The sequence below is a fragment of the Mixta calida genome (genome assembly GCF_002953215.1).
Classification (GTDB): Bacteria; Pseudomonadota; Gammaproteobacteria; order Enterobacterales; family Enterobacteriaceae; genus Mixta; species Mixta calida.
On sequence record NZ_CP026378.1, the window covers coordinates 1,310,498 to 1,331,205 of the forward strand.

22 protein-coding genes are annotated in these 20,708 nt (G+C 56.5%); 8 read left to right on the forward strand and 14 right to left on the reverse strand.

The genetic code is table 11. The features are described from left to right. Positions 1 to 252 precede the first annotated feature (252 nt). Together C2E16_RS06160 and C2E16_RS06165 are read left to right on the forward strand one after the other, a co-directional pair. Entirely contained in the window at positions 253 to 1,578 is a 1,326-nt protein-coding gene (locus tag C2E16_RS06160; protein ID WP_038627485.1) for a D-serine ammonia-lyase, read from the forward strand. Positions 1,579 to 1,955: 377 nt separating this feature from the next. Continuing rightward, positions 1,956 to 2,777, forward strand: a complete 822-nt coding sequence (locus tag C2E16_RS06165; protein WP_084970577.1) for a Cof-type HAD-IIB family hydrolase — start codon at positions 1,956 to 1,958, stop codon at positions 2,775 to 2,777. 76 nt (positions 2,778 to 2,853) lie between these two features. Here C2E16_RS06165 and C2E16_RS06170 read toward each other — a convergent pair whose 3' ends face one another. Next, the gene (locus C2E16_RS06170; RefSeq protein ID WP_084970578.1) at positions 2,854 to 3,996 is read right to left on the reverse strand and encodes an iron-containing alcohol dehydrogenase; all 1,143 of its coding nucleotides are present in this window, start codon (positions 3,994 to 3,996) and stop codon (positions 2,854 to 2,856) included. Between the two features lie 276 nt (positions 3,997 to 4,272). Between C2E16_RS06170 and gntT the strand changes: the two genes are divergently transcribed. Continuing rightward, on the forward strand, positions 4,273 to 5,589 hold the full coding sequence (gene gntT, locus C2E16_RS06175; protein ID WP_038627480.1) for a gluconate transporter: 1,317 nt from the start codon (positions 4,273 to 4,275) through the stop codon (positions 5,587 to 5,589). A 128-nt stretch (positions 5,590 to 5,717) separates the two neighbouring features. Here gntT and C2E16_RS06180 read toward each other — a convergent pair whose 3' ends face one another. Continuing rightward, complete coding sequence (locus C2E16_RS06180; protein ID WP_038627479.1) at positions 5,718 to 5,963, reverse strand: hypothetical protein; 246 nt, start codon at positions 5,961 to 5,963, stop codon at positions 5,718 to 5,720. 199 nt (positions 5,964 to 6,162) lie between these two features. Between C2E16_RS06180 and C2E16_RS20760 the strand changes: the two genes are divergently transcribed. The 5 genes from C2E16_RS20760 to tatE all read left to right on the forward strand — a co-directional run bounded on the left by C2E16_RS20760 (position 6,163) and on the right by tatE (position 9,524). Next, positions 6,163 to 6,369, forward strand: a complete 207-nt coding sequence (locus C2E16_RS20760; protein ID WP_167401660.1) for a hypothetical protein — start codon at positions 6,163 to 6,165, stop codon at positions 6,367 to 6,369. 978 nt (positions 6,370 to 7,347) lie between these two features. Beyond that, positions 7,348 to 7,557 (forward strand): transcription antiterminator/RNA stability regulator CspE, encoded by a 210-nt coding sequence (gene cspE, locus C2E16_RS06190; protein WP_038627478.1) that lies wholly within the window; start codon positions 7,348 to 7,350, stop codon positions 7,555 to 7,557. Positions 7,558 to 7,900: 343 nt separating this feature from the next. Next, entirely contained in the window at positions 7,901 to 8,329 is a 429-nt protein-coding gene (locus C2E16_RS06195; protein ID WP_038627477.1) for a GNAT family N-acetyltransferase, read from the forward strand. Positions 8,330 to 8,382: 53 nt separating this feature from the next. Further along, the gene (locus tag C2E16_RS06200; protein WP_038627476.1) at positions 8,383 to 9,180 is read left to right on the forward strand and encodes a deaminated glutathione amidase; all 798 of its coding nucleotides are present in this window, start codon (positions 8,383 to 8,385) and stop codon (positions 9,178 to 9,180) included. 143 nt (positions 9,181 to 9,323) lie between these two features. Continuing rightward, positions 9,324 to 9,524, forward strand: coding sequence for a twin-arginine translocase subunit TatE (gene tatE / locus C2E16_RS06205; protein ID WP_038627474.1), 201 nt, complete (start codon positions 9,324 to 9,326; stop codon positions 9,522 to 9,524). A gap of 275 nt (positions 9,525 to 9,799) precedes the next feature. Here the strand turns inward: tatE and lipA are convergent, their stop codons facing one another. The 12 genes from lipA to lptE all read right to left on the reverse strand — a co-directional run bounded on the left by lipA (position 9,800) and on the right by lptE (position 20,700). Further along, positions 9,800 to 10,765, reverse strand: a complete 966-nt coding sequence (gene lipA, locus C2E16_RS06215; RefSeq protein WP_038627470.1) for a lipoyl synthase — start codon at positions 10,763 to 10,765, stop codon at positions 9,800 to 9,802. Between the two features lie 172 nt (positions 10,766 to 10,937). After that, complete coding sequence (lipB, locus tag C2E16_RS06220; RefSeq protein ID WP_038627468.1) at positions 10,938 to 11,597, reverse strand: lipoyl(octanoyl) transferase LipB; 660 nt, start codon at positions 11,595 to 11,597, stop codon at positions 10,938 to 10,940. 81 nt (positions 11,598 to 11,678) lie between these two features. Next, entirely contained in the window at positions 11,679 to 11,942 is a 264-nt protein-coding gene (ybeD, locus tag C2E16_RS06225; protein ID WP_038627466.1) for a DUF493 family protein YbeD, read from the reverse strand. A gap of 99 nt (positions 11,943 to 12,041) precedes the next feature. Further along, on the reverse strand, positions 12,042 to 13,253 hold the full coding sequence (gene dacA / locus C2E16_RS06230) for a D-alanyl-D-alanine carboxypeptidase DacA (protein ID WP_038627464.1): 1,212 nt from the start codon (positions 13,251 to 13,253) through the stop codon (positions 12,042 to 12,044). Between the two features lie 141 nt (positions 13,254 to 13,394). Continuing rightward, positions 13,395 to 14,471 carry an endolytic peptidoglycan transglycosylase RlpA gene (gene rlpA / locus C2E16_RS06235; RefSeq protein ID WP_104951447.1) on the reverse strand — a complete coding sequence of 359 codons (1,077 nt, stop codon included), beginning with the start codon at positions 14,469 to 14,471 and terminating at the stop codon, positions 13,395 to 13,397. Positions 14,472 to 14,481: 10 nt separating this feature from the next. Further along, a complete protein-coding gene (gene mrdB, locus C2E16_RS06240; RefSeq protein ID WP_038630089.1) occupies positions 14,482 to 15,594 on the reverse strand; it encodes a peptidoglycan glycosyltransferase MrdB in 1,113 nt (370 codons plus the stop codon). Positions 15,595 to 15,602: 8 nt separating this feature from the next. Next, positions 15,603 to 17,507: a peptidoglycan DD-transpeptidase MrdA gene (mrdA, locus tag C2E16_RS06245; RefSeq protein WP_038627461.1), complete on the reverse strand. Its 1,905-nt coding sequence runs from the start codon at positions 17,505 to 17,507 to the stop codon at positions 15,603 to 15,605. Between the two features lie 33 nt (positions 17,508 to 17,540). Next, positions 17,541 to 18,011 (reverse strand): 23S rRNA (pseudouridine(1915)-N(3))-methyltransferase RlmH, encoded by a 471-nt coding sequence (rlmH, locus tag C2E16_RS06250; protein ID WP_038627459.1) that lies wholly within the window; start codon positions 18,009 to 18,011, stop codon positions 17,541 to 17,543. Between the two features lie 3 nt (positions 18,012 to 18,014). Further along, entirely contained in the window at positions 18,015 to 18,332 is a 318-nt protein-coding gene (rsfS, locus tag C2E16_RS06255; protein WP_038627457.1) for a ribosome silencing factor, read from the reverse strand. A 90-nt stretch (positions 18,333 to 18,422) separates the two neighbouring features. Further along, complete coding sequence (gene nadD / locus C2E16_RS06260) at positions 18,423 to 19,070, reverse strand: nicotinate-nucleotide adenylyltransferase (RefSeq protein ID WP_038627455.1); 648 nt, start codon at positions 19,068 to 19,070, stop codon at positions 18,423 to 18,425. Next, positions 19,070 to 20,101 (reverse strand): DNA polymerase III subunit delta, encoded by a 1,032-nt coding sequence (gene holA / locus C2E16_RS06265; protein WP_038627452.1) that lies wholly within the window; start codon positions 20,099 to 20,101, stop codon positions 19,070 to 19,072. The genes nadD and holA overlap by 1 nt, the downstream gene beginning before the upstream one ends. After that, positions 20,098 to 20,700 (reverse strand): LPS assembly lipoprotein LptE, encoded by a 603-nt coding sequence (gene lptE / locus C2E16_RS06270; protein ID WP_038627451.1) that lies wholly within the window; start codon positions 20,698 to 20,700, stop codon positions 20,098 to 20,100. Before lptE ends, holA begins: the two co-directional genes overlap by 4 nt. Positions 20,701 to 20,708: the final 8 nt, after the last annotated feature.

Genomic DNA, 20,708 nt, shown 5'->3' on the forward strand with positions numbered 1-20,708 from the left:
AAACACTAGGGAAATACGAAACTGTAAAGGACTGACGGTCTGGTTACGCCGCCCGAGCGGTCCACAAAAACAAGCATCTCTTTAATAATTTCTTCCTTCATTGCCGTTACGGCGATAAAGGAGGTTAAATCATTACTGCCGTGATGTTCTTTATTGCCTTTATAAGGCGATTAACGCGTCAATTATTATGCTAAGCAGTGCCGTTTAAGCGGCTGCATTCTTCTGTCGTCAACATTTTGCCGGGAGCGCCCAATGACCGATTTTCAGAACAAACTCAGAGCCACACCCGTTGTCGACGAACTTAAAGCTTTGCGCGAAGCCATCTGGTTTAACGATGGGGTGAAGCCCGCCCGCGAAGGGCTGCTGCGCGTCGGGCTGACGCAGGCCGACGTGGAAGATGCTCAGGCCAGGCTACGCCGGTTTGCGCCGCTTATCGCCGCGGCTTTCCCGGAAACGGCGGCGACCGGCGGCATTATCGAATCTGACATGACGCCTGCGCTGAATATGCAGGCGAAGCTGGCGGAGCGCGCGCCGATCGCAGGCCGCCTGTGGCTGAAAAAAGACAGCCATCTGCCGATTTCAGGTTCGATCAAGGCGCGCGGCGGCATCTACGAGGTGCTGGCCCACGCTGAGAAACTGGCGCTGGCGGCGGGGCTGATTACCCTGACGGATGATTACAGCATTTTGCTTTCGCCAGCCTGCCGTCAGTTTTTCAGCCAGCATAAAATCGCCGTCGGCTCTACCGGCAACCTGGGATTATCCATCGGTATTATGAGCGCGAAGCTCGGTTTTCACGTGACCGTACATATGTCCGCAGACGCGCGGCAGTGGAAGAAAGACAGGCTGCGCGCCCACGGCGTTGAAGTAATGGAGTATGAACAGGACTACGGCGTCGCCGTTGAGCAGGGGCGTCAGGCGGCGGCATCCGATCCCGCCTGTTTTTTCATTGATGATGAAAACTCACGCACGCTTTTCCTCGGCTACGCCGTCGCTGGTTTGCGGCTGCCTGCGCAGCTGCGTGAGAAGGGCATCGTCGTTGATGCCGATCACCCGCTGTTCGTTTACCTGCCGTGTGGCGTCGGCGGCGGCCCCGGCGGGGTGGCGTTTGGAATGAAGCTCGCCTTTGGCGACCACGTTCACTGCTTCTTCGCCGAGCCTACGCATTCGCCCTGCATGCTGCTGGGCATGAGCACCGGCCTGCATGATGCGATATCGGTGCAGGATATCGGCCTTGATAACAAAACCGCCGCGGACGGTCTGGCGGTAGGTCGCGCCTCCGGCTTTGTCGGCCGCGCCATGGAACAACTGATCGACGGCTGCTATACGCTGAGCGATGAGTCGATGTATGACCTGCTGGCGCTGCTCTACCAGACTGAAAACCTTCAGCTGGAGCCTTCAGCCCTGGCCGGTATGAGCGGGCCGCAGCGCATCACCGCCAGTCAGGAATATCAGGCTCGCTATCAGCTGACGGCGACGATGATGGAAAATGCGACGCATCTGGTCTGGGCGACCGGCGGCGGCATGGTGCCGGCCAGCGAAATGCAAGGCTATCTGGCACGCGGCAGATCTAACGCGTAACGGCGCAGGAGTAAAACGTTAAAAACAGGCCCTCCCGATCGCGGAGCGCCTGTTTTGTGTGATAAGGAAACGTATCACGCAGCGAGGTCACGCCGTCAGCCGGTCATATCTCCGGTAGCGGTAATTCAGCACGGAAAGCCCCCAGATCGCCACAAACATCGCCACGGAAGCGTAGCCGACCACGCCCATATGTTCGTTCAGCATCGCTATCCGATCCCACAACGCGCCATGCAGCTCGAGTTTGTCCGCCAGCAGCGCCAGACCCAGACCCTGAGGGGGCGCCGCTTCCTTCTGCCGTAACTGCCGATGCGGCGGTCGCGGTCGCTAAAATCATCGGCTAAGCTGAGGCTCAAACAAGTCGAGCGGGAGAGAAGAGGATGGCAGAGGTGAAGCTGGTGGCGGTGGATATGGACGGCACCTTTCTTGATGACGGAAAAAACTATAACCGCGCGCGTTTTCAACGGCAGTACGCGCAGCTGAAGGCGCGCGGCATCCGTTTTGTCGTTGCCAGCGGCAATCAGTATTATCAGCTGCGCTCTTTTTTTCCCGGCATCGCCGATGAGATCGCGTTTGTGGCGGAGAATGGCGCTTATGTCGTCGAAGCGGGCGGAGATCGCTTTGTTGGCGAATTTACCCGCGATGACGTGATGAAAATTATCGATACGCTGCGACACGGCAGCTATCCCGGCCTGAAATTCGTGCTGTGCGGCTATCACAGCGCCTGGTATTTCCCGGACGCGCCCGCCGCCTATATCGAAAAGATGCGCCGCTACTGTCACCGGCTGCGGGCGGTCGCGCATCTGGATGAGATCGACGATCGTCTGTTTAAGTTTGCGCTGAACCTTTCCGATGATTATGTACCGACTCTGATAGCCGATATTGAACGACATCATGCGGGCGTGGCGACGGCGGTCAGCAGCGGGCACGGCTCGGCGGATTTGATTATTCCGGGGCTGCACAAGGCGCACGGTCTGGCGCTGTTGCAGCAGCGCTGGGACATCGATCATCAGCAGGTGCTGGCGTTCGGCGACGGCGGCAACGACCTGGAGATGCTGCATCAGGCGGGCTTCGGCTTCGCCATGGCCAATGCCCCGGAGCGGGTTAAGGCGGCGGCGCGCTATCAGGCGCCCTCGAATAATCATGAGGGCGTACTGGAGGTGATTCAGCAACTGCTGGATGGTCGCGGCCCGTTTGCCTGAGCGAGGCCAAAAATGCCGGTGCGTGCGTAAAGCAGCGCCCGGCGTTGACGTTCAGGACGCGCTGAGAGCGCGGGGATTAAACGGCGCAGCGATACGCCTGCGCCAGCATTTCGCGCATTTGCGTTTCACTGTAATCGACCAGCGCGTTTTTGCTGTTGGCGCGCGTCACGATCCAGCTGACCTCTTCCGCGCTCAGGGGTTGCGGCTCGCGCCAGAATGGAAAAATCGCCTGTTCCTGTAGCCACTGCGCCAGATAGCGTGCGGGTTCAGAATGCGCGGCGCCAAACAGCGCCCGATCCAGCTCCGCCATTAGCGCCCGCTGTTGTGGATGGTCGCTGCTCTCCAGCAGGTCGAGAAAAGGCAGCAGCAGCCGACCGCACACCTCGCCATGATGATAATCTTTGATGGCGCCCAGCTCTCCGGCGATGCCGTGGATCACGCCAAGTCCCGCCATACTCAGGCTCAGGCCGCCAAACCATGACGCCATCAGCATCGCCTCGCACGCCGTTTCTCCCTGTCCATCCTGGCGGTTAAGCGTCGGCCAGGCCTGAATAAAATGACGTATGCCGCTCAGCGCAGTTTGCCGGGTGAAAAAATTGCCCTTCGCCGACAGCCAGGCTTCAAACAGATGGGTAAAGGCGTCGATGGCGCAGCAGGCCAGGATGCGATCCGGCGTGTTGTCGAGCAGGTTGGCATCGAGAATCGCGACCGGCGGCACAAAGTTGGCGTGGCGCAGCGAGGCCTTCACCTTAACATCGCCTTTGTCCGTCACGACGGCGTTCTGCGTCACTTCGCTGCCGGTGCCCGCGGTGGTGGGGATGGCGATCACTTGCAGCGTATCGCCGCTAATCGGCGTATCGCCCACTTTCTCCAGATAGCGCAGCGTTTGCAACGGATGCTGGCTGACCGCCGCGAACGCTTTCGCCGCGTCCAGCACGCTACCGCCGCCGATGGCGACCACGCGCCTTACCTGACCGCGCCAGCGCGCGACCCAGCGGTCAATCTCGTCCGGCGAAGCTTCATGAGCGACAATTTCATGGCCGACCAGCAACGGCGTCAGCGTTGAGCTGAGCGCGGCGTAATGCGGGCCGTTAAGAAAGGAGGCGCCGCAAAACAGCAGGGTGGGCTGAGGCTGCTGTTGCAGCAGAGCGGGCAGTTGTTGCAGGCTGCCGCGGCCAAAAAAGGTTTGTCGGTTAGCGATCGTCTGGCTGGTTAACACATTTATTCCCGCCGCACTATGATTGAGGTGACGACGAGTGTAGCAGCGTATGACGTGCCGGCGAAAAGCCACAATCCATTAACCGGGCCGCAAAAAGTTGATCATCTTCGCAAATTAGTAATTCTGCTTACTCCCCTCATTCCGGTGACAAATTGTTATCGTTACCATGTTATCGGTAACACGCACTGTAACCCTGTCGCGCAGCGCGCTGCCGACGTACCCCACAATTAAAACAGAGGCCGTCGCCCTTGAGCGGCCATTCACCGGAGAAAAGTTATGCCATTAGTTATCGTTGCGGTAGGGGTGGCTCTGCTGCTCCTGCTTATGATTCGCTTCAGACTAAATGGATTTATCGCGCTGATTCTGGTTGCGCTGGCGGTGGGCATGATGCAGGGCATGCCGGTCAATAAGGTTATCACTTCGATTAAAACCGGCGTGGGCGGCACGCTCGGCAGCCTGGCGCTGATTATGGGCTTCGGCGCGATGCTGGGTAAGCTGCTGGCCGACTGCGGCGGTGCGCAGCGCATCGCCACGACGCTGATTGCGAAATTCGGCCAGCGTCATATTCAGTGGGCGGTGGTGCTGACCGGTTTTACCGTCGGCTTTGCGCTGTTCTATGAAGTCGGTTTCGTGCTGTTGCTGCCGCTGGTGTTCAGCATCGCCGCGTCGGCGCGCGTGCCGCTGCTTTATGTCGGCGTGCCGATGGCGGCGGCGCTTTCCGTCACCCACGGTTTTTTGCCGCCGCATCCGGGTCCGACCGCTATCGCCACTCTGTTTGACGCCGATATGGGCAAAACCCTGCTGTTCGGCACGCTGTTGGCGATCCCAACGGTGATCCTCGCCGGGCCGGTTTATGCGCGCTTTCTGAAAAATATCGATAAGCCGATCCCCGAAGGGCTTTATAACCCGAAAACCTTCAGCGAAGCGGAGATGCCGAGCTTTGGCGTCAGCGTCTGGACCTCGCTGGTGCCGGTGATTCTGATGGCGCTGCGCGCCGTGGCGGAAATGATCCTGCCGAAAGGGCATGTGCTACTTCCTTGGGCGGAATTTTTCGGCGATCCGATTATGGCGACGCTGATTGCCGTGTTGATCGGCATCTTCACCTTTGGTCTGAACCGGGGCCGCAGCATGGACGAGGTGATGAATACGCTGGGTGATTCCATCAAGATCATCGCCATGATGCTGCTGATTATCGGCGGCGGCGGCGCGTTCAAGCAGGTGCTGGTAGACAGCGGCGTGGATAAATATATTGCTGGCCTGATGCATGAAACCAACGTGTCGCCCATCTTCATGGCCTGGTCGATCGCCGCGGTGCTGCGTATTGCGCTGGGGTCGGCGACCGTCGCGGCGATTACCGCCGGCGGCATCGTCGCGCCGTTAATTGCCACCTCCGGCGCCAGCCCGGAACTGATGGTGATCGCTGTCGGCGCGGGCAGCGTGATTTTCTCTCACGTTAACGATCCGGGGTTCTGGCTGTTTAAAGAGTATTTTAACCTGACCATTGGCGAAACGCTCCGCTCCTGGTCGGCGCTGGAGACCATTATTTCCGTTTGCGGGCTGGTAGGCTGTCTGCTGCTTTCCGCTATGATTTAAGAAGAAAGGAAACGCTCGCTGCGCCGTTCTCTCTACGCTTTTTACTGAATCAGGTTTCAGGGAAGCGGCGCGCAGCGGGCAAAGACGCGCAGAAAACAGAAGGGTCACCTGCGGTGACCCAAAATCAGTCAGTGCGGCTGTTTAAAACCGGCTTTGATCATCTCATCGCGCAGCGCTCGCGTAATATCGCGATTGCCGCCCGTCACCGGATAGATGACGTTGTTCACCACATCGTCCAGATAATGCTCGTCAAACTCCTGTAAAGAGAGCTGGCCGCCGCCTTCGTCATTAATGGCTATCGAACCTTTAATGTGATCGCCGGCATTTTTCGCCTTCAGAGAATATCTCCCCATACTGGTATTAATGCTGCTCATAGGGCCTCCTTTTTACAGGCTATAAGTAGATAACGAAGCACCGAACGGTTTCGCGCTATAAGTTTAGTGTTCTTTTTTTAATCGGTTGGATGTCCGGCAAAGCAAAAGAGAAAGGCGCGATCCAGCTCGCAAAATGCAGAACCTGTAACTTTCACTATACTTACCGGACAGGTGCCGTTGCGGTTGTTATCGGTCTACTGTGCAGCCTGACGACGCCATGCCGCAACGCAATTTACTCAAGGGCCGGAGCGATCTGAAGACCGGCCAGAAGGGAGGATGGAATGAAAATTATACTGTGGATTATCGCAATTATCTTTATCGTCGGCCTGCTGACGCTGACCGGCGTATTCAAGATTCTGTTTTAACCGAATCAGGCGGCGCTCTTTGTGAGACGCCGCCTGTTTAACATCTAACCTGTGCTGCGTTGTCCAATAAGACATCGGGTAATAGGATCTAATTCTGTTATCGGTAGTACGTCCTGAACGGTAAAGGGTTTAAAACAATAAGCACATACCGCGCCGTGGTGGAATTTCCCTTTCTGGTCTCCGGTAGTATAACGAAACCGCTTACTCCCACAGGCGGTACATCTTATTTTCATGACCATCCTTATCTTCCTTACTGCTGATTTCGCGGCGAGCATCATTTTAGCAAAAACACATGAAAGATCTATAAATTTACTTTATATGTTTAATGTGGTTATGGTAACAGTGTAAATCAATGAAAAATAAGTAAATTTAATGATTGTTTTTATCTGCCCGCGCTTTTCTCAGGCTGTTAAAGGCAAATTCAATGATATTTATCAATAAATAAGCGAAAAGTTATTACTTTTTGCCATTTTTTGGTTCCAAAAGTTAACGTAATCTTAAGTGCTTATATAGTTAAGATAAGATGTTGTTACAATGCATTGCGAAAAAGTAGAAGCTTTTCTGTGAATTATCGCTTCGGGGGGCGGTCAGGCTGCGGCATAGAAGCAGGCGATATCAGGCGACATATGATGAATAAAACAGGCACTTTTGAGGTCGCCAAATCCAGAACAAAAAATAGAAAAGCAAGAACGCGCGTCTGAAGCATGAAAAATCAGGCGCAGCGATAAAAGATCACAAAAAAATGGTTTTATTTCCTCTCAGGGCCTGGGCGCAGCAAAGCATGCCGATTCGGTTGTTAAATGCGTTATTTTATAAACGATTATCGAAATAAATGGCAAAGCTCAGCTGGTAAACGGGCTGGCCGCGGGCGGTTTTCAACGGCGTTAAACGCGTCGGTCATGAAAAAATAGCGATATTTATCACTTTTTCTTCACGACGCACTGGACAAAACGCGCAGCAATTGCTGTACTTAACCCCGACACAGTTTAGTGTCCATTTTTCATGTAAAGGTAATATAGATGTCCAAGATCAAAGGTAACGTTAAGTGGTTTAATGAGTCCAAAGGATTCGGCTTCATTACTCCGGAAGATGGCAGCAAAGACGTATTCGTACACTTCTCTGCTATCCAGAGCAATGGTTTCAAAACTCTGGCTGAAGGTCAGCGTGTAGAGTTCGAAATCACTGACGGCGCAAAAGGCCCATCTGCTGCTAACGTTATCGCTCTGTAAGTTAACAGTCAGAATTTTAAAAACCCGCCTCCTGGCGGGTTTTTTTTCGCCTGAGTTTAACGATAAACGTACAGGGCGACAAAGAAAATCAGAGAGAAACAGCTCAGCATCAATGCAAAAAGTTCAGAAAAGCACTGCGGTATCATGTTTTTCATTTCATCGTCCACCTCATCAACCTTTTGCTCAGTTTGTCAGCGCAAGATTAAGGAAACATTAATTGTTGCGCCGCTGCACATAAAAAGCATTCGTCACGTTTTGCAATCACCATTGCCTTGCTTCAACGCCTTCGCTGCGGCTATAAACAGATATCCCCTACGCGTCCGGCGTACCTGAAGGAGTCGCCATGAATATTCGCCCAGCTCAGCCTGAAGACCGCTTTGCTCTTATCTCGTTACTGAATGAATTGGGCTACGGTAATACCGATAGCTTTATGGACAGACGTCTGCGTCAGCTTACAGATCATCCCGATGAGGTTCTGCTGGTGGCGGAAGATCGCCAAACCGTGCTTGGTTTCTTGTCGCTGCACTTTATTCCGCAGCTGGCGCTGGAGGGCGACTTTGCCCGCATCAGCTACTTCTGTATCGCGGAAGGCGAGCGCAGCAAAGGATTGGGACAGCATCTGTTACAGTATGCCGAGCAGCTGGCGCGCGAACGCGGCTGCGACCGCCTCGAAGTGCATTGCCATGAGAAACGCATTAAGGCCAATCAGTTTTACGCGCGTGAAAACTATATCGAATCGCCGCGCTACCTGATTAAGCAGCTGGCGCCCTGAAACCCTTCGCTGCGGGCGTTACAATGGCGTCTGCGTCATCATAAGGAGAGAGAATGAACGTTGCCATGGGACAGTTCGCCGTCAGCCGTGAATGGCGCGAAAACGCGGCTACCTGCGTCCGTCTGATGCGGCAGGCGCAGGCGCAGGGCGCCGCACTGCTGGTGCTGCCTGAGGCGGTGCTGGCGACCGATATGAGCGACCCAGGACTGGCAGTGCGGGAAGCGCAGCCGCTTGACGGCCCCTTTATGGCCGAACTGCTCTCGGCAAGCCGTGCAAACGCCCTGACCACCATACTGACTATCTATATCCCGGATGGGCCGCAGCGCGCGATTAACGCCCAGCTTGCTGTACGGGACGGCGAGATCGTCGCCCGCTACGATAAGCTGCATCTTTATGACGCCTTTACCATGCAGGAGTCACAGCGGGTTTCCGCCGGTAACGCCGTGCCGCCGCTGGTTGAGGTGGGCGGCATGAAAGTCGGCATGATGACCTGTTATGATATTCGTTTCCCGGAGCTGGCGCGCCGTCTGGCGCTTGATGGCGCAGATGTGCTGGTGCTGCCGTCCGCCTGGGTCAGAGGGCCGTTAAAAGAGATGCACTGGGAGGTGTTGGCGACGGCGCGGGCGCTGGAGAACACCTGTTATTTAATCGCGGTAGGCGAATGTGGTCCGCGTAATATCGGCAGCAGCCTGATTATCGATCCGCTGGGCGTGACTATCGCGCGCGCCGCAGAGACGGAGGCGTTGGTTTTTGCCGAACTGGATGCGGAGCGGCTGGCCAGCGCACGACGGATGCTGCCGGTGCTGACGAATCGTCGCTTCGCTCGACCGGCGCTCAATAAAGAGGCCTGAGAACGCCGGCAGGTTATAAGCCGCGCCGCGCATGCGGCGCTGAAGGGAAAAATTAGTAATCTGTTACATGTCGCTGTTGTATTAATCAGCGTTCTGCGCGTTAATAGCGGCAGTTGTCTTCCCTGTTAATGTAAGAAGGTGTTATGGAAGGTATCAGTATTGCCAAGTTACTGGTTATCGGTGCGTTGATCGTACTGTTGTTTGGCACGAATAAACTCCGTTCGCTGGGTGGCGATTTAGGTGCCGCCATTAAAGGCTTTAAAAAAGCGATGAAGGATGAGGATACGGCGGCCCCTGCTAAGGCTGAAGAGATGCCGGCAGAGCGCGTAACCCACAAAGAGTAATATTCGCGGCGGCATTAAGTTACAAAATGTAACTTGCCCCTCAGATTAAAAGCCAGCGGTTGCTGGCTTTTATTATGGGCGCTATTCTGCTTCTGCTTCTGCTTCTGCTTCTGCTTCTGCTTCTGCTTCTGCTTCTGCTGCCCCGGTTTCCCTTTATCCGCCAGGCTTATGTTATCCAGCGTTTTTATGCGCGCCGCTGGGCATTCGCTCATTTCCGACGCGCATAAAAAAACGCAGCCTGAAGCTGCGTTTTCTCAACGGCAAAAGAGAAGATATTACTTCACTTCCAGCCCTTTGGCTTGCAGGTCGGCGTGGTAGGACGAACGCACAAAAGGTCCGCAGGCAGCATGGGTAAAGCCCATCGCCATCGCTTCCTCTTTCATCTCATCAAACTCTGCCGGACTGACGTAGCGCTGCACCGGCAGGTGATGACGGCTCGGCTGCAGATACTGACCCAGCGTCAGCATCGTTACTCCGTGACGGCGCAGGTCGCGCATCACTTCGACGATTTCCGCGTTGGTTTCGCCCAGGCCCACCATCAGACCAGACTTAGTGGGAATATCCGGGTGCGCTTCTTTAAAACGCTCCAGCAGCTTCAGCGACCAGTCGTAGTTGGCGCCGGGGCGCACCTGACGATACAGGCGCGGCACGTTTTCCAGGTTGTGGTTAAACACGTCTGGCGGCGTTGCGGTAAGAATCTCCAGCGCGCGGTCCATACGGCCACGGAAGTCAGGCACCAGCGTTTCGATTTTAATCGTTGGATTTTTTTCGCGGATAGCGCTGATGCAGTCGGCAAAGTGCTGCGCACCGCCGTCACGCAGATCGTCACGGTCAACGGAGGTTACGACAACGTAACGCAGGCCCATATCGGCAATGGTTTGCGCCAGTTTGGCCGGCTCGTTGCTGTCGGGCGTTAACGGACGTCCATGTGCCACGTCGCAGAACGGGCAGCGTCGCGTACAGATAGCGCCGAGGATCATAAAAGTCGCGGTGCCGTGGTTAAAGCATTCCGCAAGGTTAGGGCAGGAGGCCTCTTCACAGACAGAGTGCAGACCGTTTTTACGCATCGCCGCCTTGATCCCCTGAATACGACTGGAGTCGGCAGGCAGCTTGATTTTCATCCACTCCGGCTTGCGTAATAACTCCTGACGCTCGGTGACCACGGTCTTCACCGGGATTAACGCCATTTTATCTGCGTCGCGATACTTAACGCCGCGTTCCATCTGAATCGGTTTACTCATAAGCGTGCAGTTTCCAGGTTGGATTGCAGTTTGAAAAGAGGCCGTAACTCAATGAGTCGTTTGCTTTTTCAACTTTATTTGAAAAAATCGCAAAAATTATATCATTTCAGCGCCTGACAAACAGCCTGCCGGACGGTGAAAACGTTGCAAAATTGTAAAGTCGCACGCACGGTTACAATACGTCGAGTCCGTCGTCGGGTTGCCAGCTGGCTGACGGGATCGCCAGCTGCTGTAAAAATTTCTCAATCAGCACCGGCTGCACCGCTGCGGGCGTAACGCCTTCGCGGAAGGCGCTGAGCTGCGTCATCTCCAGCCCGGCGTAACCGCACGGGTTGATGCGCAGAAAGGGCGCCAGATCCATCGCGATGTTTAATGCCAGGCCGTGAAATGAACACCCCTGACGGATGCGTAAGCCAAGCGAACAAATTTTTTTCCCCGCCACGTAGACGCCAGGCGCATCGGGACGCGCGTAGGCTTCAACGTCGTAATGCGCCAGCGTGTCCACTACCGTCTGCTCAATGGCGGTCACCAACTGACGCACGCCCAGCTTGCGGCGCTTCAGATCGATCAACACATACATCACCTGCTGACCGGGTCCGTGATAGGTGACCTGACCGCCGCGATCGCTCTGGACCACCGGAATATCGCCGGGCATCAGCAGATGTTCAGCTTTGCCGGCCTGGCCCTGAGTAAAAATCGGATGGTGCTCCACCAGCCAGAGCTCGTCAGGCGTATCGGCGTCGCGTCGATCGGTAAACTGGTGCATAGCAAGAGAGACAGGTTCCCAGGGGCGCAGGCCCAGCTGGCGAACAATAAGGAGAGGCTGCTGCAAAACGTGCTTCCCGCTTCAAAGAAAGAAAGAAGTATAACGCCAGCCGTGGGCGAGTACTACCCGCCCTGGCCGGTGTAGAAGTTACAACACCATGCGTACGATCTCAATTTTACCCAACTCTTCATAGAGCGTTTCGATCTGCTCGATATGCGTCGCGTTGATGGTAATGGAGACGGAATGGTAATTGCCTTTGCTGCTGGGTTTCACGTCGGGCGTGTAATCGCCCGGCGCGTGACGCTGCACCACTTCTACCACGTGATCAACCAGCTCCGGTTGCGCCAGTCCCATGACTTTGTAGGTAAAGGAACAGGGGAATTCGAGCAGTTCATTCAGTTTGGTTTTCATATGGACTCCGGTGCGAAAAAAGACTCCCGCCGTGGCGGGAGTGTACTGATACTCTGGTTATATGGGCAACTGACGCCAATATCAATGGCTGGAAGCCTGTTAGCCGAACCAGTGGTGGAACATCAGCTTGATATAATCAACGATACGGCTAAAGAAGCCACCTTCCGGCACTTCATTCAGCACCACCAGCGGACGCTGTTCAATGGTTTTACCGTCGAGCTGGAAATTGATCGTGCCGACCACCTGATTTTTCTTCAGCGGCGCGTGCAGTTCAGTGTTGCTGAGTACGTAGCTGGCCTTCAGATCTTTCATGCGGCCGCGCGGGATAGTCAGATACATATCTTTATCAACGCCCAGCTGAACGCGATCGCTGTTGCCGAACCAGACCGGCTCAGAGGCGAACTCTTTGCCCGCCTTCAGCGGCGCGACGGTTTCAAAGAAGCGGAAGCCCCAGGTCAGCAACTTTTTACTTTCAATTTCGCGGCCTTTGTAAGTATGGCCGCCCAGCACCGCTGAGATCAGACGCATCTGGCCTTCCGTCGCGGAGGCGACCAGGTTATAGCCAGCGGAGGCGGTATGACCGGTTTTGATGCCGTCCACGTTCAGGCTGGTATCCCACAGCAGGCCGTTACGGTTAGTCTGACGGATATTGTTGAAGGTAAACTCTTTTTCTTTATAAACCGCGTACTCTTCCGGCACGTCGCGGATCAGCGCCTGGCCGATTAGCGCCATATCACGGGCGGAGCTGTACTGGCCTTCGGCATCGAGTCCGTGAACCGTCTGGAAATGGGTATTCTGTAAGCCCAGCGCCTTAACGTAGTTGTTCATCAGGCCGACAAACGCATCCTGACTGCCCGCCACGTAGTCCGCCATCGCCACGCAGGCGTCATTGCCGGACTGCAGTACGATGCCGCGCGTCAGCTGGGAAACCGGCACGCGATCGCCCGGCTTCAGGAACATCAGCGAGGAGCCGCGGAACACCGGGTTGCCGGTCGCCCAGGCGTCCTGGCCAACGGTAACGATATCATCCTGATGAATTTTGCCCGCCTTGACCGCCTGTCCGATGACGTAGCTGGTCATCATTTTGGTCAGGCTGGCCGGATCGCGACGCGCGTCGGCGTTTTTCTCGGCCAGCACCTTTCCGGAGTTGTAGTCGATAAGGATATAGGCTTCTGCGTCAATATCCGGTACGCCAGGGATCATGGTCTTGATATTAACGTCTTCGGCCAGTGCGGCCTGACTCAGGCTCAGGGCAATCACGGTGCCCGCCGCCAGGCGCTTAAAATAGTGACAGGTTTTCAGCGTATTCATGTTAGAGACAACAACATCCGTGGAGGTTAGTGAAAAAAGTGCCTTACTATAGCAAAAGGCGTTTTTGCCGGCATCCAACTTCACGCTGACGCGATAAACAGGCGTTGCCGCCGCGTCAGCGCGAAGTGTCGCCGTTGTGCGTTACATACCGCCGGTTGCGGTAATAAAGGATTGCTGATTCGCTTCGCTGAGCAGACGATGCTGCAACGCCGCCGCCTCCTGGCGAGAAGCGAAGGGGCCCAGCTGTACGCGATAAAGTTTCCCGCTGGGCGCAACGTTGCCCGGCACGCCGAACTGCGATTTTAACTTATCGGTCCACTGGTTGGCGCGTCCGGCGTCGCTTAGCGCGCCGACCTGCACCACATAGTTGCCCGCTGCGGCAGGCGCGGCGGCTGAGGGCGCCGCGGACGGGGCGGCCACGGGCGCAGACGACGCTGGCGTTTCCGGCTCGCTGCCTTCCAGCACGCCCGGATGCAGCGGCGTCGGCGCGCCGAGGAAACCGCTGCTGCGTACCGGCGCGCCCATTTGGTCATCGCTGGTTAACGTGCTGTTGTCCACCGGCTGAATATCCTGCGGCTGAGCGGCAGGCGCGGCTGCGCCGCCGCCCATCACCATCATGCCGCCGCCGATATCGGGACGCGACGGCAGCGCGTAGCTCTGTTTCGCTACTACGGTGCCGATGGTGCCGGGACCGGAAAGGCTGCCGTCGGGCGCGACTTTAATGTAATCGATGCGCACGCGCGTATTGTTCGACATATTCAGCCGGTCGCCCGCCGCGCGTGACAGATCGATAATGCGTCCCGGCGTGTAAGGGCCGCGATCGTTGACGCGCACCACCAGCTGTCGGCCGTTGGCGAGGTTCGTCACGCGCACATAGCTGGGCAGCGGCAGAGTAGGGTGCGCTGCGGTCAATGCCTCAGGATCGAAGGCTTCGCCCGTCGCGGTACGGGTGCCGTTAGCCTCTTCGCCATACCAGGCCGCCAGCCCGGTTTCGCTGTAGTTGGAGGGATCTTTGATAATTTTGTAGGTCTTGCCGTTAACGCTGTAATCCTGGCTGGTAGCCGGATTGATCGGCTCGTAGCGCGGTTCAACGCCGCCAATTTCCACTACGGGGCCGTTATAGACCGGCTGCTGCGGCGCCGACGTCTGCTGTTCTGTAGTCGTACAGGCGGCTAACAGCAGCGAGGCTGCACCCACCCAAAGCCAATCCTTACGCATCGAAAGCCTCTTAAACGCTTTTAGACAACAATTTACGGTGTGTGTGGATCGACATCACAATGCCGAATCCCGCCATCAGTACAATCAACGCTGAACCGCCATAGCTCACCAGCGGCAAAGGTACGCCGACCACCGGTAAGATACCACTTACCATGCCGATATTAACGAAAACATATACAAACAAAATCAACATCAGGCCGCCAGCCATCACGCGACCAAAGGTAGTTTGCGCCCGTGCGGCGATAACCAGACCACGCATAATTAGCAACAGATAGAGCGCCAGCAGGATCAGCACGCCGACCAGCCCCAGCTCCTCCGCCAGCACGGCGAAGATAAAGTCGGTATGGCGCTCCGGCAAAAACTCCAGCTGCGACTGGGTGCCGTGCAGCCAGCCTTTGCCGCGCAGTCCGCCGGAACCGATAGCGATTTTAGACTGAATAATATGGTAGCCAGCTCCCAGCGGATCGCTTTCTGGATCGAGCAGCATCATCACGCGGTCACGCTGGTAGTCATGCATCAGGAAGAACCATAGCACCGGAATAAAGGCGGCAACCAGCAGAACGGCGATGCCGATCAGTTTCCAGCTCATGCCGGATAAAAACAGCACGAACAGGCCGGAGGCGGCGATCAGAATCGATGTGCCGAGGTCAGGCTGCGCCGCTACCAGCAGCGTCGGTACAAAAATCAGCACCAGCGCGATGCCGGTATTCTTTAACGTCGGAGGGCAGACATCGCGGTTGATAAAGCGCGCCACCATTAGCGGCACGGCGATTTTGGCGATTTCGGAGGGCTGGAAGCGCACCACGCCGAGGTCGAGCCAGCGCTGCGCCCCTTTACTAATATGGCCGAAGGCGTCCACCGCCACCAGCAGCACCACGCAGACCAAATAAAGATAGGGCGCCCAGCCTTCATAGACGCGCGGCGGCACCTGCGCCATCGCGACCATTACCGCCAGCCCCATAAAGATCTGGCCGATTTTACGCTCCATCATGCCGGGATCCTGGCCGCTGGCGCTCCACATGACGAACGCGCTATAAATCAGCAGACAGGCGATGATGATCAGGAACAGCGGATCGATATGTATCTTGGTCCAGATCGATTTTTTCTGGGGGCTATCGTTCATGGACATCGTTATTCACCTTCATAACCGGGCGGCGTCGGCGCGGCTTCCGGTAGCGCCGTATTGTTGTCGCCTAACATTATATGGTCGAGAATTTGACGCATTACGGTGCCTACCGCCGGACCGGCGCCGCCATTCTCCAGAATCATCGTCACCGCCACGCGAGGTTTATCATAAGGAGCGAACGCGGTCATCAGTTTATGGTCGCGCAGACGTTCGGCGATTTTGTGCGCGTTATAGGTTTCGTTCTCTTTCAGACCGAAAACCTGCGCGGTGCCCGATTTCGCGGCGATCTTATAGGGCGCGTCGGCAAAGCTCTTATGGGCTGTGCCGTTAGGCCGGTTCGCCACGCCGTACATGCCGTCTTTGGCGATTTCCCAGTAGCCGGAGTGAATATCGCCGATGGGCGTCGCCGGCGGCTGACGATAAGGCACCAGCAGATTATTCTCACGCGTGGCGCGCAGCAGATGCGGGGTTCTGATGATGCCGTCGTTAATCAGGATCATCAGCGCCTTGTTCATTTGCAGCGGCGTCGCCGTCCAGTAGCCCTGGCCGATGCCTACCGGAATGGTATCGCCCTGGTACCACGGTTTTTTGAAACGCTTCATTTTCCATTCGCGCGTCGGCATATTGCCGGGGTTCTCCTGCGGTAAATCGATGCCGGTGCGTTCACCGTAACCAAATTTATTCATCCACTCCGACAGACGATCGATGCCCATATCGTAAGCGACCTGGTAGAAGAAGGTATCCGCCGACTCCTCCAGCGACCTGGTGACATTCAGGCGGCCATGCCCCCATTTTTTCCAGTCGCGGTAGCGCTTTTCAGAGCCGGGCAACTGCCACCAGCCGGGATCGAACAGGCTGGTGTTGCGGTTGATCACGCCAGCGCTGAGCGCTGAGACGGCGACGTAAGGTTTCACCGTCGACGCGGGCGGATAGGCGGCCTGGATGGCGCGGTTATAGAGCGGACGGTTCTCATCCTGCAATAGCGCCTTGTAATCTTTACTGGAGATGCCGTCGACAAACAGGTTCGGATCGTAGCTCGGCGTGGAGACCATCGCCAGAATCTCGCCGGTGCGCGGATCGCTGACCACTACGGCGGCGCGGCTGCCGGTCAGCAGCGTTTCGATATACTGTTGCAGTTTAAGATCGATGGTCAGCCAGATATCGCGTCCAGCCTGCGGCGACTGTTCATGCAGCTGACGGATCACGCGGCCGCGGTTATTCACTTCCACCTCTTCGTAGCCGGTTTTGCCGTGCAGCACATCTTCGTAGTAGTTTTCGATGCCCAGCTTGCCGATATCGTGCGTCGCGGCATAATTCGGCCATTTGCCCTCTTTATCGAGGCGTGCGACATCGCGATCGTTAATCTTGGAGACGTAGCCGACGACATGCGTCAGCGTCTGACCGTAAGGATAGTAGCGCCGCTGGTAACCTTTCACCTCGACGCCAGGGAAGCGATACTGATTCACTGCGAAACGCGCTACCTGCACATCGTTCAGCGCCGTTTTCAATGCGATAGAGGTAAAGCGCCGCGAACGTTTACGCTCTTTCTCGAAGTTTTCAATATCGTCGTCGGTCAGATCGAGAATAGGGCGCAGATCCTGCAGCGTCTGCTTCAGGTTATCGACCTTTTCCGGTACCAGCTCCGCCTGATAAATCGTGCGGTTCAGCGCCAGCGCCACGCCGTTGCGGTCATAAATAATGCCGCGGCTCGGCGCCACCGGCACCAGCTTAATGCGGTTTTGATTGGAACGGGTGCTGTAATCTTCGAAGCGTAAAATCTGCAGGTGATACAGATTGACGACCAGGATGCCAGAGAGCAGCAAGATACCGACGAAAGCGAGCAGGGCTCGCCGTACGAAAAGTGTCTGCTCGGCAGTATAGTCACGAAAAGAGTTGCGTTGAGATTTCATCCGCTGTTCGGTTGTCCGGTTTGCCTTATCGGATTATTCACGGTGATAAGGATGATTCGCAGTAATGCTCCATGCACGATACAGGCTTTCTGCAACCAACACGCGTACCAGCGGATGAGGCAGCGTCAGCGCGGAAAGAGACCAGCTTTGTTCTGCAGCGGCTTTGCAGGCGGGCGCCAGCCCTTCAGGGCCGCCGATCAGCAGGCTGACGTCGCGGCCATCCTGTTTCCAGCGTTCCAGCTGTTGCGCCAGCTGCGGGGTTTCCCAGGGTTGCCCTGGTATATCCAGCGTGACAATCCGGTTGCCTTTGCCAACCGCCGCCAGCATCGCTTCGCCTTCTTTTTCGAGAATACGCTTGATATCCGCGTTTTTACCGCGTTTACCCGCTGTGACTTCGGTCAGCTCCAGCGGCATATCTTTCGGAAAGCGGCGCAGGTATTCCATAAAGCCGGTTTGAACCCAGTCCGGCATTTTGGTGCCTACGGCGACAAGCTGCAACTTCACTGCTTAGCTCCAGAGCTTTTCCAGCTCATACAGATGACGACTCTCTTCCTGCATGACGTGAACAATAACCTCACCGAGATCGACCACTACCCAGTCAGCGGCGTTTCTGCCTTCCGTGCCCAATGGAATCAGGCCGGCGGCGCGCGATTCTTCAACCACATGGTCGGCGATCGACATCACATGGCGAGAAGAGGTGCCGGTACAGATAATCATGCAATCGGTGATGCTGGATTTACCCTGCACGTCGAGAGAAACGATATCCTGACCTTTAAGATCATCAATCTTATCAATAACGAAGTCTTGGAGTGCTTTACCTTGCAAAAGGTTCCCCCTTGGGTAACTGTTTCTGTTGACTGCCAGGCGCGCCGAAACGGGGCGCCTGAAAATTTAGCGGCGCAGTATACCATGCGCTTAACAAGGGCGATATAAGCCCTGATGATTGATATAGTCGATTACTGCGGCGGGCAGCAAGTCATCGCAGGAGATGCCCTGATGACGGCGCTGGCGAATGTCGGTGGCCGATACCGGCACCAGCGGCGTATCCGCCAGCCAGATCAGGCCAGCAGGCTGCCGATGCAGCGCGTCGGCATCGTGGGTTTGATGCTGCGTCAGCCAGCGCTGTAGCTCTGGCGTCGGCATTTCGCTGGCATAGCCGGGACGCTGACAGACCAGCAGATGACAAAGATCAAGCAGCGACTCCCAGCGATGCCATTTATGCAGGCTGAGCAAAGAGTCCTGGCCGATGATAAAGGCCAGCGGCTGCGCCGCGCCGCGTTCCGCGCGCAGCTGTTCCAGCGTTTCCACCGTCCATGAAGGCGTTTGCCGCGCCAGCTCGCGCGTATCAAGATTGAACAGCGGACGATCGGCGATCGCCAGCTCCACCATTGCCACGCGTTGCGCCGCGCTGGCTTCTGGCTGTGGGCGATGAGGCGGCACATTGTTCGGCAGCAGCGTCACCTGACGCAGGCCGACCTGACGCGCCAGTGCCTCCACCGTTTGCAGATGGCCGTAGTGGATAGGGTCGAACGTGCCGCCGAACAGCGCCTGAAGTGAAGCCATTAAAATTCGCCTAATTCCGCCGGTAACGCTTTATTACAAAGCAACAGCGAGAGGGTTTCCAGTTCCGGCCAGAGGCGCTGACCATAATCCTGCTTTAATGTGATTTCCAGGCGGGTCAGTAGCTGAATCGCCTGCCGAATCTGCAGCAGCGACAGGCGTTGCAGCGCGTCGCTGAATAACGCGCGACGGTTTTGCCAGACGCGATGCTGATCGAACAGCACGCGCAGAGGCGCTTTATCCTGCTGACGCTGTAAGGTCAGCAGCAGCAGCAGTTCGCGTTGCAGAGTACGGATCAGGATCACCGGCTCGCTATCTTCCGCGGCGAGCTGTCGCAAAATATGCAGAGCGCGTTTGCTTTTGCCCGCCAGCAGCGCATCGACCCAGTGGAACGGCGTAAAGTGCGCCGCATCGCTGACTGCCTGCTCGACGCGCGGCAGCGTCAGTTTGCCGTCCGGCCAGAGCAGGGAGAGGCGTTCCAGCGCCTGAGACAGCGCCAGCAAATTGCCTTCGTAGCAGTAACACAACAGCTGACAGGCCGCCTCGTCGAGGTCGAGCTTCATCCCTTTAGCGCGCGCGGCGACCCAGCGCGGGAGCTGGCCATGTTCGGGCGTGGCGCAGGGCACCAGCACCGCCTGAACGCTAAAGGCTTTAAACCAGGCGCTGTTTTCCTGGGCTTTGGTTAATCTGGCGCCGATGATAATCGGCAGCATATCGCTGTGCAGCAGCGTGCTCAGCTTTTCCAGCTGGGCGGCGATCGCTGCGTTGGGGCCGTTTTCCGGCAGCGTCAGCGTCAGCGTTTGACGACTGGCGAACAGGCTCATCGACTGGCAGCTGCTGAAAACGGCGTCCCAGTCGGTACTGTTATCCAGCACAACGTTGAAGTGTTCAGTAAAACCCTGCTGCTGCGCACAGGCTTTAATCGCATCATGGCTTTCCTGCAGCAGCAGCGGTTCGTTGCCAATCAGCAGATAACAGGCGCGCAGCCCCTCGCGGAGCTGCGCGTGCAGTTGTTCAGGGTAAATCCTGATCATTGCAGACTGGTGGCTGAAGAGGATGAGACTTCCGGTGAATCCTCACCCGGCGCCAGCACATCAGGCTCTGGCAGGGTAGTTTTATCGTTCAGCTGAGCGGCATGCACCGTCAGCAGCTTACGCACCAGCTGTTCGGCCAGACGTTGACGCATTTCATCACGAATGATGTTCTGCTCGGCGTCTTTCGCCAGCGCTGCCAGCGGGTTATCGAAGAAGGAACGATAAACGGTAGCGCTGATCGGGTAGATACCCTTTTGCGGAATCACCACCTGCGCGCTGACCGACATCACCATAGAGTATTCCGCCGTTACGCCGTTCTGAAACACCGATGCGGTGTCGCGGCCCTGGCGTTCGCTGGAAAGGCGCAGCGTTGGCAGGTCGGTACGCGTACCGGCGTCCTCCGCCTCCACGATAGTGATATTGTTCAGGCGCAGCTGCTGACGCACCGTACGCGCCAGCGGACCATAGGGATCGCCGCTCTGCAATACCAGCGTGCGCAACTCATGGGGAACCTGAGTGGTGCTGCGCAGATGGAAGCCGCACCCGGCGGTGACAAGCACCGCCAGGCCGAGTAAAAAGGTAAAAATCGGATGTCGCACAGTTCCTC